The following is a 16,199-nucleotide window of genomic DNA, read 5'->3' on the forward strand; positions in this document are numbered from 1 at the left end:
GCATGGATCTCATCGACGCGGTGTCGCGACGCCGGATGGTGCGGCGCTTCGACCCCGACCGCGCAGTCCCGCTCGACACGGTGACCCGGCTCGTCCGGCTCGCGCAGCACGCCCCGAGCGCCGGGCACACGCAGGGCTGGGACGTCCTCGCCCTCGTCGAGCCGGCCGACCGGGATCGGTTCTGGGAGGCGAGCCGCGAGGGCGAGGCGACGCCCGACGCGTGGCTGCGCGGCGTCTCCGCCGCCCCGGTGCTGCTGGTCATGCTCTCGGACCGGACGGCATACCTCGACCGCTACGCCGAGCCCGACAAGGGCTGGACGGACCGCTCGCCCGACCGCTGGCCCGTCCCCTACTGGGACACGGACACCGCCATGGCGGCGATGATCGTGCTGCTCGGGGCGATCGACGCCGGGCTCGGCGCGCTCTTCTTCGGCGTCCCGGGGCCGCGCCACGACGCGGTCAGGGCCGCGTATGCCGTCCCTCCCGACCGCCGGATCGTCGGCGTCATCGCGTTGGGTCACGAGGCGCAACGGGTCCGCAGCCCCTCGCTGCGGCGCGGGCGCAGGCCCCTGGGTGACGTGCTCCACCTCGGGAGGTTCGGCGCGTCGGGGTCGGGGCCGTCGGAGCCGTGAGGAAGGATGAGGCGATCGCTCGCAGCACCTCCGCGAGGCACCGACAGCACTGAGGACCAGCACCGCCCCATGGCCAAGCGCACCAGCAGCACTCCACCCGAAGAGATCGCCGAGAACATCGTCGACATCGACGTCGGGCTCGAGATGCAGAACGCCTTCCTCGAGTACTCCGTGTCGGTCATCCACTCGCGCGCCCTGCCCGACGTGCGTGACGGCCTCAAGCCGGTGCAGCGCCGCATCCTCTACTCGATGAGCGAGATGGGGCTGCGCCCCGACCGGGGCCACGTGAAGTCCTCGCGCGTCGTCGGCGACGTCATGGGCAAGTACCACCCGCACGGCGACACCGCGATCTACGACGCCCTCGTGCGGATGGCGCAGCCGTTCACGATGCGGTTGCCGCTCGTCGACGGCCACGGCAACTTCGGCTCGCTCGACGACGGCCCCGCGGCCTCGCGCTACACCGAGGCCCGGCTCGCCCCGGCCGCCCTGACGATGACGGCCAGCCTCGACGAGGACACGGTCGACTACGTCCCCAACTACGACGACCAGCTGCTCCAGCCCGGCGTCCTGCCCGCGGCCTACCCCAACCTCCTCGTCAACGGCGTGGCCGGCATCGCCGTCGGCTTCGCGACCAACATGGCGCCGCACAACCTCGTCGAGGTCGTCGGTGCCGCCCGCCACCTCATCGCGCACCCGGACTGCAGCCTCGACGACCTCATGAAGTTCGTCCCCGGCCCCGACCTTCCGCTCGGCGGCCGGATCGTCGGCCTCGACGGCATCCGCGACGCCTACCTCACCGGCAAGGGGACGTTCCGCACCCGCGCGACCGCACGCATCGAGAAGATCACACCGCGCAAGTCCGGCATCGTCGTCACCGAGCTGCCCTACCTCGTCGGCCCCGAGAAGGTCATCGAGCGGATGAAGACCCTCGTGCAGGGCAAGAAGCTCCAGGGCATCAGCGACGTCAAGGACCTCACCGACAGGAAGCACGGTCTCCGGCTCGTCATCGAGGTCAAGAACGGCTTCAACCCCGAGGCCGTGCTCGAGCAGCTCTACAAGCTCACGCCGATGGAGGACTCGTTCGGCATCAACAACGTCGCGCTCGTCGGCGGCCAGCCGCAGACCCTGGGCCTCAAGGACCTGCTGCGCCACTACGTCGAGTTCCGCATCGACGTCGTGCGGCGGCGCACGGCCTTCCGGCTGCGCAAGGCCCAGGACCAGCTCCACCTCGTCGAGGGCCTCCTCATCGCGATCCTCGACATCGACGAGGTCATCCAACTCATCCGCGGCAGCGAGGACACCGCCACCGCGCGGGCCCGCCTCATGGACGTCTTCGACCTCAGCGAGACCCAGGCCAACCACATCCTCGACCTCCAGCTGCGCCGGCTGACGAAGTTCTCGCGGCTCGAGCTCGAGCAGCGGCGCGACGAGCTGCAGAAGCAGATCGAGGAGCTCGAGGCCATCCTCGGCGACGAGAAGCTGCTCCACCGCACCGTCTCGAGCGAGCTCGCCGAGATCGCCAAGAAGTACGGCACCCCCCGGCGCACCGTGCTGCTCGAGTCCGCCGGCAACCCGGTAAGCACCGCGGCGCCGCTCGAGGTGAGTGACGACCCCTGCCACGTGCTGCTCTCCTCGACCGGGCTGCTCGCCCGCACCTCCAACGCCGAGCCGATCCCGGCCGAGGGGCCGCGCGCCAAGCACGACGCCGTCATCGCCGCCGTGCGCACCACCGCGCGCGGTGAGGTCGGACTCGTCACGAGCCGGGGCCGGATGATCCGGATCAGCGCGCTCGAGCTCCCGACCCTGCCGCCGCTCGGTGGCGCCCCGTCACTCTCGGGTGGCGCCCCGCTCGCGGCCTACGTCGACCTCCCCCGCGGCGAGGAGCCGGTCACGGTCGTCTCGCTCGACCCCGACGGTCCGGGGCTCGCCCTCGGCACCGCCCAGGGCGTCGTCAAGCGGGTCACGCCCGACCAGCCGAAGTCGCACGACTGGGAGGTCATCTCGCTCAAGGACGGGGACACCGTCGTCGGCGCCGGCCAGGTCGTCACCGGCGACGAGGACCTCGTCTTCGTCACGACCGACGCCCAGCTGCTCCGCTTCCCCGCGTCGGCGGTCCGGCCCCAGGGACGCACCGCCGGGGGCATGGCCGGGATCCGGGTCACCACGGGCCAGTCGGTCGCGTTCTTCGGTGTCGTCGACCCGAGCCGCGAGGGTGTCGTCGTCACCGCGAGCGGGTCGGCCGACGCGCTGCCGGGCACGCAGCCCGGTGCCATCAAGGCCACCCCCTACGCCGAGTACCCCGCCAAGGGCCGCGGCACCGGTGGCGTCCGGGCGCACCGCTTCCTCAAGGGCGAGGACACCCTCGTGCTCGCGTGGGTCGGCGCCACGCCCGCCCGCGCCAGCGGAGCCGGGGGCGTCGCCATCGAGCTGCCCGAGGCCAACGGTCGCCGCGACGGCTCGGGGATCCAGGGCTCCGCTGTCATCACCGGGATCGGCGCGCCTCCCGCGTGAGACGTGCACACGGCATACGCATGTATGCCGTCTCGGCGCCACGGAGTCGGCGCTCGCGTTACGGGATCGTGACCGGACAATCTCCAAGAACTGCTGACGGGCGCATGTAACCGCTTTTACACTGCGAGGCGGATCACCCTCAGCGCCGAGGTCCAAGCCATGGCCACGGCGCGTCCACCGCAAACAGATGGAGGCGGGCAATGGCCCTCAAATCAACGCGCCGTTCGGCGAAGGTCCTCGCGGCCCTCGCGACGGTCTCCCTCGGACTCGCCGCGTGCGGCGGGTCCGATGACGGTGGCAGCACCGACGCCGGCAAGGACTCGGGCGCCACGAAGATCGACTGTGCTCCCTACAAGACCTTCGGTGACCTCAAGGGCAAGACGGTGACGGTCTACACGACCATCGTCGCCCCCGAGGACGGGCCGCACATCGCGTCCTACAAGCCGTTCGAGGACTGCACCGGCGTCAAGATCAAGTACGAAGGCTCGCGCGAGATGGAGGCCCAGATCTCCGTGCGCGTCAAGGGTGGCAACGCCCCCGACATCGCCTACCTCCCGCAGCCCGGTCTGCTCAAGACCCTCGTGGCGACCGGCAAGGTCATCCCGGCCCCGCCGGAGACCGAGGCCAACGTCGACAAGAACATGCCCGACTGGAAGACCTACGGCACGGTCGACGGCAAGTTCTACGCCGCCCCGCTCGGCGCCAACGTCAAGTCCTACGTCTGGTACTCCCCCACGGCGTTCAAGGACAAGGGCTACGAGGTCCCCAAGACGTGGGACGACCTGCTCAAGCTCACCGACAAGATCGCGACCGACAACCCGGACGCCAAGCCGTGGTGCGCCGGCATCGAGTCCGGTGACGCCACCGGCTGGCCGGCCACCGACTGGGTCGAGGACGTCATGCTCCGCACCGCGGGCCCCGAGGTCTACGACAAGTGGGTCGCCCACGAGATCCCGTTCAACGACCCGGCCGTCGCCACGGCGCTCGCCGAGGTCGGCAAGATCCTCAAGAACCCGAAGTACGTCAACGGTGGCCAGGGCGACGTCAAGACCATCGCCTCGACGTCGTTCCAGGACGCGGGTCTCCCGATCCTCGACGGCAGCTGCTACATGCACCGTCAGGCCTCGTTCTACTCGGCGAACTTCCCCAAGGGCACCAAGGTCGCCGAGGACGGCGACGTCTGGGCCTTCTACCTGCCGGCCAAGGACGAGTCCACCAAGCCGGTGCTCGGCGCCGGTGAGGTCACCGCGGCCTTCCGCGACGCCCCCGAGGTCAAGGCGTTCCAGACCTACCTCTCCTCGACCGAGTGGGCCACGGAGCGTGCCAAGACCTGTGGCACCGGCGGCTGCCTCACGGCCAACATCAACGTCGACCCGGAGCTGCTCAAGAACCCGATCGACAACCTGTCCGCCAAGACCCTGACGGACAAGAGCGCGACCTTCCGGTTCGACGGCTCCGACCTCATGCCGGGCGCCGTCGGCGCGGGCACCTTCTGGAAGGGCATGGTCAACTGGATCACCGGGCAGGACGACAAGGCGACCCTCGACTACATCGAGAACTCCTGGCCCAAGTCCTGACCTGATCCGCACCGGGCCGCCGAGGCGGTCCGGTGCGACGGTCACACGCCGGGGTGGGGTGGGTTCCGCCCCACCCCGGCTTTCCTTCGTTGTGCACCCTCACCCCTGGAGGTGGAGTCATGGTCGCGACCCTGCTGAGTGCCGCGCCGTCCGGAATCCCGGAGCCCTTCCTGCGTGCCGAGAGCACGCTGGGCAAGTTCATGCTCATGTTCTTCGCGATCGCCTTCTTCGCCGCGGTGTTCGGGCTCGTGCTCTTCCTGGCGTCCCTGTTCAAGGGGCGCACGGGTGAGAAGGCCCAGGGCGCGATCTTCGCCGCCCCCGCCGTCCTGCTCCTCGCGGTCGGGCTCATGTACCCCGCGATCCTCACGATCATCCAGTCGCTGCGCGGCAAGTCCGGCGACGGCAGCTTCTCGTTCGCCAACTACTCGGCGATGTTCACCCAGCCCGAGCTCCTCACGGTGCTGCGCAACACGGCGCTCTGGGTCATCCTCGTGCCGTTCCTCGCCACCGCGATCGGCCTGCTCTACGCCATCCTCATCGACCGGGCCCGGGGCGAGGCGTTCGCCAAGGCGCTGATCTTCCTCCCCATGGCCATCTCGATGGTCGGGGCGAGCATCATCTGGAAGTTCGTCTACCAGTACAAGCAGACCGACCGCCCCCAGATCGGACTGCTCAACCAGATCCTCAAGGTGTTCGGGTTCGAGACGCGGCAGTTCCTGCTCGACGCACCCGTCAACACCCTCATGCTCATCATCGTCATGGTCTGGATCCAGGCCGGGTTCGCCATGACCATCCTGTCGGCGGCGATCAAGGCGATCCCGGACGACATCATCGAGGCCGCCCGTCTCGACGGGGTCTACGGCCTTCGGATGTTCCGCTACATCACGCTCCCGAGCATCCGCGCCGCCCTCGTCGTCGTCCTCACGACGATCGGCATCGGCACCCTCAAGGTCTTCGACATCGTCAGGACCATGACGGCCGGCCAGTTCGAGACCTCCGTCGTCGCCAACGAGTTCTACAACCAGAGCTTCCGCTACGACGCCCCGGGGCTGGGAGCCGCCATGGCCGTCCTGCTCTTCGTCCTCGTCATCCCGATCGTCACCTACAACATCGTCCAGATGCGCAAGGAGGCCTGAGTCGTGAGCACCCTGCAACCGGCAGCCACCCCCGAGTCGGTCTCCGACGAGGTGATCGCACCCCGCACCAAGGTCAAGAAGCCCAAGAAGTCCGCCGCCGGTGACGCTGCCGGTGCCCTCAACTCGCGGTGGGCCAGCTTCGTCGCGGTCGTCATCGCCGTCCTGTGGACCACCCCGACCGTGGGTCTCCTCGTCACGTCGTTCCGCTCCCAGATCGACATCAACAAGAGCGGGTGGTGGAACGCCTTCGCCAACCCGGGCGCGTTCACCCTCGACAACTACCGCCAGGCCCTCGAGCCCGGGAGCTCGGCGAGCTTCACCCAGTACTTCATCAACACGATCGTCATCACCGTCCCCGCGGTGCTCCTGCCGATCTTCCTGGCCTCCCTCGCGGCCTACGCGTTCGCGTGGATGCCGTTCCCGGGCCGCAACGTGCTCTTCGTCGCCGTCTTCGCGCTGCAGATCGTGCCGCTGCAGATCGCCCTCATCCCGCTGCTCGACATCTACACCAACAAGCTCGGGTTCGGTGCGTCCTACTGGAGCGTGTGGATCTCGCACACGATCTTCGCGCTACCGCTCGCGACGTTCCTCATCCACAACTTCATGCGCGAGCTCCCGGGCGAGCTCATGGAGGCCGCCCGCGTCGACGGTGCCGGGCACGTGACGATCTTCTTCAAGATCCTGCTGCCCCTGCTCACGCCGGCGATCGCGGCGTTCGGGATCTTCCAGTTCCTCTGGGTCTGGAACGACCTGCTCGTCTCGTTGATCTTCCTCGGTGGCACACCCGAGGTCGCACCGGTGACGGTGCGGGTGGCCGAGCTCGCCGGAACCCGAGGAAGCGCCTGGTACCTCCTGTCGGCCGGAGCGTTCATCTCGATGATCGTCCCCGTCATCGTGTTCCTCGCGCTGCAGCGGTTCTTCGTCCGCGGTCTCCTCGCAGGTGGCCTGAAGGGCTGACATGTCTGCTCCCGACCGCCGTCGGCGGATGAGCACGATCACGGATGTTGCGCGGGAGGCCGGGGTCTCCGTGGCCACGGTCTCCCGCGCGCTCCGTGGGCTCGACCGCGTGAGCCCGCGCACGCGCGAGCGGGTCTTCAAGGTCGCCACCGAGCTCGACTACGTCGCGAGCCCGACGGCCACCTCCCTCGCCTCCGGGCGGACCCAGGTCGTCGGTGTCGTCGCGCCGTTCCTCACCCGGTGGTTCTTCGCCACCCTCGTGAGCGCGATCGAGAAGACGCTGCGCCGCCACGGCCACCACGTCCTGCTGTTCGACCTCGAGGACGAGGCCTACGACCGGCGGCTCCCCCTCTCGCAGAACATGCTGTGGAAGCGCGTCGACGGCGTCATCACTCTCAACCTGCCGATGACCGACGAGGAGCTCGAGCTCGTCGACCGGCTCGGTCTGCCCCTCGTCGCGATCGGCACGCCGGTCGCCGACCGGCCCAACGTCCGCATCGACGACGCCCACGCGATGCGCCTCGCCACCGAGCACCTCGTCTCGCTGGGGCACGAGCGGATCGCCTACGTCGGTGCGGTCCCCTCCAACGTCGCCCACATCCAGACGCCCCAGGCCCGGCTCGACGCGTTCCGTGACGTCATGCGCAGCCACGGGCTGGCCGAGCACAAGCAGTGGATCCTCGGCTCCGACTGGACCGCCGACAGCGCTGCCCACGACACCCGCACGCTCCTCGCCGCCCCGGACCGGCCGACCGCCGTGGCCGCGGCCTCTGACGAGATGGCGATCGGGGTCATGGCGGCCGCGCGAGCGCTCGGGCTGCGGATCCCCGAGGACCTGTCCGTCATCGGGATCGACGACCACGCGCTGAGCAACGTCCTCGGGCTCACCACCGTGCGCCAGGACGTCGCGGCGCAGGGGCGGCAGGCCGCCGAGATCCTCCTGCAGGCCCTCGGCGTGGACGCCCCGGGCGGCACGGCGACCGAGGTCGTCGTCGACACCGAGCTCGTCGTTCGCCGCAGCACCGCGCCGCCCGGCTCCTGAGGAGCGGGGCGGCGCCGGAGTGCGTCGGTGGCCGCGGCTCGTCCCGCGGCGAGGCCGCGGACCGTCCCGCGGCGTGCCCACGGATCGTCCCGCGGCGTGGCCGCGGCTCGACCGCAGCCGGGACGCTCAGCCGTGGTGGGCGTGGTCGGGGTCGTCGAGCTCCTCGGGGTCACGCATGTAGGTCTTCTTGGCGAAGAAGAACCGGTTCGCGACCCAGGTGAGCGCCCAGAGCAGCACGCCGACGGCGAGCAGCCCACCGGCGATCTTGTACTGCTCCTGCTGCTCGTCGCTGCGCGCCCACGGACCGGCGAGGAACGCGCAGAACGCCGCTCCGAGGTAGGGCAGGATGCTCGGCGCCCTGAAGTGGCCGTGCTCGACGGGGTCACGGCGCAGGACGAGCACCGCGATGTTGACGACCGTGAAGACGCAGAGCAGCAGCAGGGCGGTCGTGCCGCCGAGGAGCGACACCGTGCTGGCGCCCTCCTCGCTGCCGTTGGCCCGCACGACATAGGTGATGAGACCGAAGGCGATCGCGGTCGTGAAGAGGATCGCTGCCCAAGGGGTGCGGCGGGAGCGGTGGACCTTGCCCAGGAACGGCGGCAGCACCTCCTGCTTGGCCATGCCGTAGAGGAGGCGGCTCGCCATGAGCATGTTGATGAGGGCCGAGTTGGCGACGGCGAACATCCCGATGAACGGGAAGATCTTGTCGAACGGGAAGTTCGGGGCCCCGGCCGCGACCACCTGTGTCAGCGCCGACCCCTCGTCGGGGTTGGACAGGGTGCCGACGGGCACGAGGGCCACCGCCGTGATCGAGACGAGGACGTAGATGAGCCCGGTGATCCCCAGTCCGGTGAGCATCATCTTCGGGAAGTTCTTGGCGGGCTCGTGGGTCTCCTCGGCCATGTTGACCGAGTCCTCGAAGCCGACCATCGCGAAGAACGCGAGCGAGGTCGCCGCCGTGATGGCGAAGAACGTGCTCTTGTCGCTCGGGGAGTCGAAGACCACGGTCCGGGAGAAGTCCGCCTTGCCCTGGGTCACGGCATACAGGCCGATGAAGATCACGAGGAGCAGGCCGGACAGCTCCACGAGGGTGAGCACGACGTTGGCCTTGACGCTCTCGCCGACGCCGCGGAAGTTCACCGCGGCCACGAGCGCCATGAAGGCGAGGGCGATGACGAGCAGCGGCGTCGAGCCGTCCGGCCACTCGTCGGTCATCCCGAAGCCGTCACGCAGGAAGCCGGCGAAGGCGTTGGACGCGGTCGACGCGGACGTGATCCCCGAGCACATGACCGCGAAGCAGACGATGAAGGTGAAGAAGTGGATGCCGAACGCCTTGTGCGTGTAGAGCGCCGCACCGGCCGCCTGCGGGTACTTCGTCACGAGCTCGAGGTAGGAGAAGGCCGTGATCGTCGCGACGATGAACGCCACGAGGAACGGCGCCCAGGCCGCGCCGCCGACCTCGCCGGCCACCGACCCCGTGAGGGCGTAGACACCGGTGCCGAGGATGTCCCCGACGATGAACAGGAGCAGGAGCTTGGGCCCCATGACCCGCTTGAGCTCGGTCTGGCCCTCCGCGGGCGAGTCGAGAACCTCGGTGCCTCCGTGATCGCCCGTGTGGCCACTCATGTGTTGCCCTCCCGCATCAGCGGCCCCGGTGTGCCGACGCCTGTTCCGGCCCACTGTGTCCCACATCACCGCCGAGGGCAACGACAGACGCGCCCGTATGCCGTGGCGCCCGGTCGGCCTCCACGGCGGCGAAACGCGTGGTCAGGCGTCGATGCGCTCCCGGTCGAGCTTGGCCGACCCCGCGACGATGAAGTCGCGACGGGGGGCGACCTCGTTGCCCATGAGGAGCTCGAAGATCCGCTCGGCGTTCTCGGCGTCGGCCATCGTCACCTTGCGCAGGGTGCGGTGGTGCGGGTCCATCGTCGTCTCGGCGAGCTGGTCGGCGTCCATCTCGCCCAAGCCCTTGTAGCGCTGCATCGGCTGCTTGATGTTGCGGCCGCGCCGGGTGAGCGAGGCGACGGTCTTGCGCATCTCGCCCTCGGAGTAGGTGTAGATGAGCTCGCTCTTACGGGCACCCGCGCCGGCCACCTCGATGCGGTGCAGCGGCGGCACGGCGGCGTAGACCTTGCCCGCCTCGACGAGGGGCCGCATGTAGCGGAAGAAGAGGGTGAGCAGCAGCGTGCGGATGTGGGCGCCGTCGACGTCGGCGTCGGTCATGATGATGACCTTGCCGTAGCGGGCGGCGTCGACGTCGAACGTGCGACCGGACCCGGCCCCGATGACCTGGATGATGGCGGCGCACTCGGCGTTGCCGAGCATGTCGGTGAGCGAGGCCTTCTGGACGTTGAGGATCTTGCCGCGGATGGGCAGGAGCGCCTGGACGTCGGAGTCGCGGGCGAGCTTGGCGGTGCCGAGGGCGCTGTCGCCCTCGACGATGAACAGCTCGGTGCGCTCGATGTCGTTGCTGCGGCAGTCGGCGAGCTTGGCCGGCAGCGACGAGGTCTCGAGCGCGTTCTTCTTGCGCTGGGTCTCCTTGTGCAGCCGCGCGCTGATCCGCGACTTCATCTCGGCGGTGACCTTCTCGAGCAGCTGGGCGGCCTGCTGCTTCTCGCCGCGCTTGGTCGAGGTGAGGGTGCTCGTGAGCTCGCGCTCGACGACCTTGGCGACGATGGCGCGCACGGCGTTGGTGCCGAGCACCTCCTTGGTCTGGCCCTCGAACTGCGGCTCGGCCAGACGCACGGTCACCACGGCCGTGAGCCCGGCGAGGATGTCGTCCTTGTCGACCTTGTCGCTGCCGACCTTGAGGCGGCGGGCATTGACCTCGAGCTGCTTGCGGAACACCTTGAGCAGCGCCTGCTCGAAGCCGGCGAGGTGGGTGCCGCCCTTGGGCGTGGCGATGATGTTGACGAACGAGCTCACCTTGGCGTCGTAGCCGGTGCCCCACCGGACCGCGATGTCGACCTCGCACTCGCGCTCGACGTCCTGCGGGGTCATGTGCCCCTTGGAGTCGAGCACGGGGACGGTCTCGGTGAAGCTGCCGGTGCCCTGGAGCCGCCACACGTCGGTGACCGAGGGGTCGGGTGCGAGGAACTCGGCGAACTCGCTGATGCCGCCGTCGTGGACGAAGACCTCCTCGTGCGGGCCGCTCTCCCCCGCGGTGCCCGGCAGCCCGCGTTCGTCGCGGATGACGAGGGTGAGGCCGGGCACGAGGAAGGACGTCTGGCGGGCACGGGCGACGAGCCCGTCGTAGTCGAACTCGGCGTCCTTGAGGAAGATCTGCGGGTCGGCCCAGTAGCGGACCCGGGTGCCGGTGGCGCCGCGCTTGGCCTTGCCGATGACGGCCAGCTCGCTCGTGCGCTCGTAGGGGGTGAACTCGTGGTCGGGGCTCTTGTCGGCGCTCGCCACGTCGGGGAAGTAGCCGGGCTCACCTCGCCGGAAGCTCATCGCGTAGGTCTTGCCCGCGCGGTCCACTTCGACGTCGAGCCGGGACGACAGCGCGTTGACGACGGACGCGCCGACGCCGTGGAGGCCACCGGACGCGGTGTAGGAGCCGCCACCGAACTTGCCGCCGGCGTGCAGCTTGGTGAAGACGACCTCGACGCCGGTGAGGCCGGTGCGTGGCTCGATGTCGACGGGGATGCCTCGAGCGGTGTCGCGCACCTCGACCGACCCGTCCTTGTGCAGGATGACGTCGATGCGGTCACCGTGACCACCGAGGGCCTCGTCGACGGCGTTGTCGATGATCTCCCAGAGGCAGTGCATGAGCCCGCGGCTGTCGGTGGACCCGATGTACATGCCGGGCCGCTTGCGGACCGCCTCGAGCCCCTCGAGGACCTGCAGGTGGTGCGCGCTGTAGTCGGACGTCGACTTGCTCGTCGCGGCCTTCTTGGCGGTGGAGGTGGGGCTCATGCGTTCCTATCCGAGATCGTGCCGTCGGTGCCGGGTGACGACGACGTATGCCGTGTGCCGGCTGCCGCCTTCGCGTCGCCCGGGCGTCCGCCTCAGGCTAGCTCCGCCCTCCGACAGCCCCGACGAGGCGCGCTGTCAGGGTCGTGGGCAATGATGGCGCTGTGCATCGGAAAGGTCACATCACGGTCGCCTCCCACCCGGGAAGAGTCCGGCGTGTTTGACTGTTGCATCGCTTGACGCCCACGCAACCGCGTGGGCCCACTGACGAGATCAGCCGAGGAGGCCGATGTGACCACCGCACTGGCACCCACCCTGACTGCCGCGGATCGCTGCGACCGCTGTGGTGCCCAGGCCTATGTTCGCGCGACTCTCCACGTCGGCGGTGAGCTGCTCTTCTGCGCCCACCACGGCCGAGAGCACCTCCCCAAGCTCCGCGACCACGCGGAAATCGTGGACGAGAGCGACCGACTCACGGAGCCGCCCGCCGTGGCTGACATCGACGTCTGACGTCCCGTCCGTGAACCTCCTGCCGGAGGGCACCGACGTCTGGGTGCCGGCGATCCTCATCATCGTGGGGATCGTCGGCATCGTCGTTCCGGTCATCCCCGGGCTGTTCGTCGCCGTGCTCGGCGTGCTCCTGTGGGCCTACGAGACCGGCGGGTCCACCGCCTGGACCTTCTTCTTCCTCTGCCTGGCGATCTATGTCGCGGGCGTGGCCATCCAGTTCCTCGTGCCCGGCAGACGGCTGCGCCAGCAGGGGGTCAAGACCTCGACCCTGCTCCTGGCCGTCGTGCTCGGCGTCATCGGCATGTTCATCATCCCGGTGGTCGGCTTCTTCGTCGGCTTCGTGCTCGGGATCTACCTCGTCGAGCACGGGCGCAGCCGGGACCGGGTGCAGGCGTGGACCCGCACCAAGCACGCCCTCAGAGCGATCGCCATGAGCATGGGGATCGAGCTCTGCGCCGGTCTGCTCATCGCGACGACCTGGGTCATCGGCGTCCTCGCCACGCGCTGAGCGCCGCCGCATTATCGGGTGACCCGATAAAGTCGCGCTCCACCCGGGGAGGCGACCAGGGTCGAGAGCCGCATTATCGGGTCACCCGATAAAGTCGCGGCCCACCTGACAAGGCGCGTGCCCGCCCGAGAAGCTCGCGGCGGAGGGTTCGAAGGTGGTGGAGGTCAGCTCCAGTTGTCGCGGCCGCGACGATCCCAGCGGTCGTCGAGCTTGTCCATGAAGCCGGAGCCGCTCTTCTGCTTGCGTCCGGAGCCGGCCGGGCCGGTGGTGCCGTCGTCACGCACGACGGCGAGCTTGCCACCGCCACGACGCGGCGGGGTGAGGGCGAACGCCACGGAGGCCACCATGACGGCGAAGCCGGCCGCGCCGACCCACATGGTCGTGTTGATGCCCACGAGGACGAGCCCGAGCCCGACGAGCCCACCGACGATGCCGATGATCCATCGCAGCCGGGTGGGACCGCCCCGTCGGGACCCCTCCATGCTGGAGGCGAACTTCGGGTCCTCGGCAGCGAGGGCCTGCTCCAACTGCTCGAGCATCCTCTGCTCGTGCTCTGACAGCGGCACGGCGTCCTCCAGGTGTGCGGCGCGTGACCTGCGCCCTCGTTGATGATCTTCCACCAATGACAACGCTCGGCGCTGCGGTTTCGTTGCTTCGCCAGCGAATGTGCTGGTTCTCTCAGGATAGGTCGCGATCGTCCCGGGCGGTAGATCGGCCTCGGTCGATCAGACTGGCGGGCCGGACCGACCCCGCACCGAAGCGTGCACTGGCCCGGTCGACAGCGCGGTCCGCCTCGCGCCAGCCGTTGTCGGCCTCGCCCAGCATCCCCTGGATCGGGGCCGCCTCGACCGCGACGAGCTTCTCGAGGCGCACGCCGACGAGCCGGATGCGGGCGCGCTGGAGGCCGAGGGCGTCGAACAACGACGTCGCCGTCTCGTAGATCTCGCGGCTGGTGTCGGTGGGCTCGCGCAGGGTGCGGGCCCGGGTGATCGTCGTGAAGTCCGAGAAGCGCACCTTGATCGAGACGGTCCGCCCGGTCATCCGGGCCCCGCGCAGCCGGGCGGCGACCCGGTCGCTGAGCTTGAGGAGGTGGCGGTGGATCTCACGCGGGTCGTCGATGTCGTACTCGAAGGTCTCGTCGGCGCCGATGCTCTTCTCGCGGTGCTCGCGCTGCACCGACCTCGGGTCGCGACCCCAGGCGAGCTGGTGGAGGTGGTTGCCCGTGGCCTCGCCGAGTCCGCGGACGAGCGTGGGCAGTGGCGTGTGGGCGATGTCGGCGACGGTCCGCAGCCCGAGCCGGAGCAGCTGCTCCTCGGTCTTCTCCCCCACGCCCCACAGCGCACCGACCGGCAGCTGCTGGACGAACGGGATGATCTCGTCGCGTGGGACGACGACCATGCCGTCGGGCTTGGCCAGGCCGGACGCGATCTTGGCGACGAACTTCGTGGAGGCCACGCCGACCGAGCACGTGATGCCCTGCTCGTCGTGGACCGTGTCGCGGATCTGCGCACCGATCGCGGCCGGCGAGCCGAGGCGACGCACCGCACCCGAGACGTCGAGGAAGGCCTCGTCGAGCGAGAGCGGCTCGATGTCGGGGGTCACCGCCCGGAAGGTCTCCATCACCGCAGCCGAGATCGCGGCATACAGGCGGTGGTCGGGCGCGAGGACCGTCGCCTGCGGGCAGAGGCGACGGGCCCGGGTCATCGGCATCGCCGAGGCGACCCCGAACCGGCGCGCCTCGTAGGTCGCCGAGAGCACCACCCCACGGTTGCCACCGCCGATGATCACGGGCGTCCCGACGAGCTCGGGGTGCGAGAGCAGGGTCGCCGAGGCATAGAACGCGTCCATGTCGACATGAAGGATGGTGCACCCGGTGTCGTCGGGCGGCTCGCTCGACGAGCGCTCGGGGAGGCTGAACTGGCGACGGCTCATGGCCGCTCTCAGGTGCGGGTGGCGATGACGTGCAGGGACGTGCCGAGGTCGGCGAGCACGGCGAACTCGGGATGCGTCGCCACCGCCCGCTCGAGGTCGATCAGAGCGGCCCTGTCGGCGTCGGAGTCGACGAGCGCCGACGGCACGAGGTCGCTGAAGATCCGTATGCCGTGTGCTCCCGTCGTCGTGAGGCCGGCGGCCTCGACGAGGGCGAGCACGGCGCTGCGGTCGAAGCGGCGCGGCACCGGGTCGGCGTCGCCCCAGCGTCCGTCGGCGCGGTCGAGGGCGGCCCTGGCCTGGGCGAACTGCCCGGCGAGGGCGCGGGCGATGACGGCGGCGGAGCGCTGCGGCACGACGAGGCTGAGGACACCGCCGGGAGCGAGCACGCCGGCGATGAGGGCGAGGGTGGCCCCGGGGTCGTCGACGTACTCGAGGGTGCCGTGGCAGAGGACGAGGTCGGGCCGGTCGCGCCCGACGAGCGACTCGAGCGTCTCGGCGTCACCCTGCACGGCGCTGACGCGCGAGGACGCCTGGGCCTCGGCCGCGCGACGGCGCAGGGAGGCGAGCGCGTCGGGGCTGGGGTCGACGACGGTGACGTCGTGCCCGGCGAGGGCGAGCGGGACGGCGAGCCCTCCGGTGCCACCACCGAGGTCGATGACACGCAGCGGGCGCCCGAGCTCGGCGGTGCGGGTCCGCACGACCTCGTCGACGACCGCCCACATGGCGGCGGTGCGGGGGGAGGCCGAGACGCCGGTGCGGCGCGCGGTCGTCGCGTCCTGGCTCACGGGTGCACCTCGTTGTCGTCGGGGCCGTCTCGTCGCGGCCGGGGCGTCGCGCGGACCATGCCCTCGCGTCCCGCAAGTCTAGTTGCCGCGCACGACAACGCCCTCAGCCGACCGCCTTGGTGACGAGTGTCGCGATGAGCTTCTCGTCGGCCTTGCCCAGCGTGGTGATCGCGTAGGCCGTGGGCCACATCGAGCCGTCGTCGAGCCGGGCCTGCTCGTTGAACCCGAGCTCGGCGTAGCGGGCGCCGAACTTCGAGGCCGCCTTGAAGAAGCAGACGGCCTTGCCGTCGGCGTCGGCGTAGGCCGGCATGCCGTACCAGGTCTTGGGCATGAGCTGGGGTGCGTGCTCGGTGACGATGGCGTGGATGGCCTCGGCGAGGACCTTGTCGGCCTCGGGCATCTCGTCGATCTTGGCGAGGAGGTCGGCCTCGCCCTTCTCGCGGTCCTTGGCGCCCTTGGCCTCGGCACGCAGCTCCTTGGCGCGCTCCTTCATGGCGGCGCGCTCGTCGGCGCTGAACCCGTCGGCGGACGCCTTCGCTGCGGTCTTCTTCGCTGCGGTCTTCTTCGTGGGGGTTGCCTTCGTGGCAGTGCTCTTGGTGGTCATGGCTTCACGGTAGGACCGCGGACGGAGCCGTGCTTCTCGATTCCTGACCGGCTTCGTGTGACGCGACCTGCCGCGCAGGAGGTGTCGTGGTCA

14 protein-coding genes are annotated in these 16,199 nt (G+C 69.9%); 8 read left to right on the forward strand and 6 right to left on the reverse strand.

All coding sequences use genetic code 11. The features are described 5' to 3' along the window. Window positions 1-2: 2 nt before the first annotated feature. From KLO01_RS15350 to KLO01_RS15375, 6 genes are all read left to right on the forward strand, one after another. Complete coding sequence (locus KLO01_RS15350; RefSeq protein WP_147066763.1) at window positions 3-632, forward strand: nitroreductase family protein; 630 nt, start codon at window positions 3-5, stop codon at window positions 630-632. A gap of 69 nt (window positions 633-701) precedes the next feature. Continuing rightward, window positions 702-3,143 (forward strand): DNA gyrase/topoisomerase IV subunit A, encoded by a 2,442-nt coding sequence (locus KLO01_RS15355; RefSeq protein WP_147066765.1) that lies wholly within the window; start codon window positions 702-704, stop codon window positions 3,141-3,143. A gap of 200 nt (window positions 3,144-3,343) precedes the next feature. Next, window positions 3,344-4,720 (forward strand): ABC transporter substrate-binding protein, encoded by a 1,377-nt coding sequence (locus tag KLO01_RS15360; RefSeq protein ID WP_147066766.1) that lies wholly within the window; start codon window positions 3,344-3,346, stop codon window positions 4,718-4,720. A 119-nt stretch (window positions 4,721-4,839) separates the two neighbouring features. Next, window positions 4,840-5,856, forward strand: a complete 1,017-nt coding sequence (locus KLO01_RS15365) for a carbohydrate ABC transporter permease (protein WP_147066768.1) — start codon at window positions 4,840-4,842, stop codon at window positions 5,854-5,856. Between the two features lie 3 nt (window positions 5,857-5,859). Next, the gene (locus KLO01_RS15370) at window positions 5,860-6,813 is read left to right on the forward strand and encodes a carbohydrate ABC transporter permease (protein ID WP_147066770.1); all 954 of its coding nucleotides are present in this window, start codon (window positions 5,860-5,862) and stop codon (window positions 6,811-6,813) included. A 28-nt stretch (window positions 6,814-6,841) separates the two neighbouring features. Beyond that, complete coding sequence (locus KLO01_RS15375; protein ID WP_147066772.1) at window positions 6,842-7,855, forward strand: LacI family DNA-binding transcriptional regulator; 1,014 nt, start codon at window positions 6,842-6,844, stop codon at window positions 7,853-7,855. Window positions 7,856-7,981: 126 nt separating this feature from the next. On the opposite strand, the gene KLO01_RS15380 is transcribed toward KLO01_RS15375, so the two are convergent. Continuing rightward, the gene (locus KLO01_RS15380; protein ID WP_147066774.1) at window positions 7,982-9,481 is read right to left on the reverse strand and encodes an APC family permease; all 1,500 of its coding nucleotides are present in this window, start codon (window positions 9,479-9,481) and stop codon (window positions 7,982-7,984) included. A gap of 141 nt (window positions 9,482-9,622) precedes the next feature. Continuing rightward, window positions 9,623-11,770 (reverse strand): DNA gyrase/topoisomerase IV subunit B, encoded by a 2,148-nt coding sequence (locus tag KLO01_RS15385; protein ID WP_147066775.1) that lies wholly within the window; start codon window positions 11,768-11,770, stop codon window positions 9,623-9,625. Between the two features lie 288 nt (window positions 11,771-12,058). Here KLO01_RS15385 and KLO01_RS15390 point away from each other — a divergent pair, with 288 nt between their 5' ends. Together KLO01_RS15390 and KLO01_RS15395 are read left to right on the forward strand one after the other, a co-directional pair. Continuing rightward, window positions 12,059-12,277, forward strand: a complete 219-nt coding sequence (locus KLO01_RS15390) for a DUF7455 domain-containing protein (protein ID WP_147066777.1) — start codon at window positions 12,059-12,061, stop codon at window positions 12,275-12,277. 10 nt (window positions 12,278-12,287) lie between these two features. Further along, entirely contained in the window at window positions 12,288-12,785 is a 498-nt protein-coding gene (locus KLO01_RS15395) for a DUF456 domain-containing protein (protein WP_147066780.1), read from the forward strand. Between the two features lie 164 nt (window positions 12,786-12,949). On the opposite strand, the gene KLO01_RS15400 is transcribed toward KLO01_RS15395, so the two are convergent. From KLO01_RS15400 to KLO01_RS15415, 4 genes are all read right to left on the reverse strand, one after another. Beyond that, window positions 12,950-13,405: an SCO2097 family morphological protein gene (locus tag KLO01_RS15400; protein WP_307725682.1), complete on the reverse strand. Its 456-nt coding sequence runs from the start codon at window positions 13,403-13,405 to the stop codon at window positions 12,950-12,952. Window positions 13,406-13,463: 58 nt separating this feature from the next. Further along, the gene (gene dinB, locus KLO01_RS15405; protein ID WP_147066784.1) at window positions 13,464-14,717 is read right to left on the reverse strand and encodes a DNA polymerase IV; all 1,254 of its coding nucleotides are present in this window, start codon (window positions 14,715-14,717) and stop codon (window positions 13,464-13,466) included. Between the two features lie 8 nt (window positions 14,718-14,725). Beyond that, window positions 14,726-15,502: a methyltransferase domain-containing protein gene (locus KLO01_RS15410; RefSeq protein WP_147066786.1), complete on the reverse strand. Its 777-nt coding sequence runs from the start codon at window positions 15,500-15,502 to the stop codon at window positions 14,726-14,728. Window positions 15,503-15,605: 103 nt separating this feature from the next. Continuing rightward, window positions 15,606-16,106: an iron chaperone gene (locus tag KLO01_RS15415; protein ID WP_147066788.1), complete on the reverse strand. Its 501-nt coding sequence runs from the start codon at window positions 16,104-16,106 to the stop codon at window positions 15,606-15,608. Window positions 16,107-16,199: the final 93 nt, after the last annotated feature.

It is taken from the genome of Knoellia locipacati (assembly GCF_007992835.1).
In the GTDB taxonomy this organism is placed as follows: Bacteria; Actinomycetota; Actinomycetes; order Actinomycetales; family Dermatophilaceae; genus Knoellia; species Knoellia locipacati.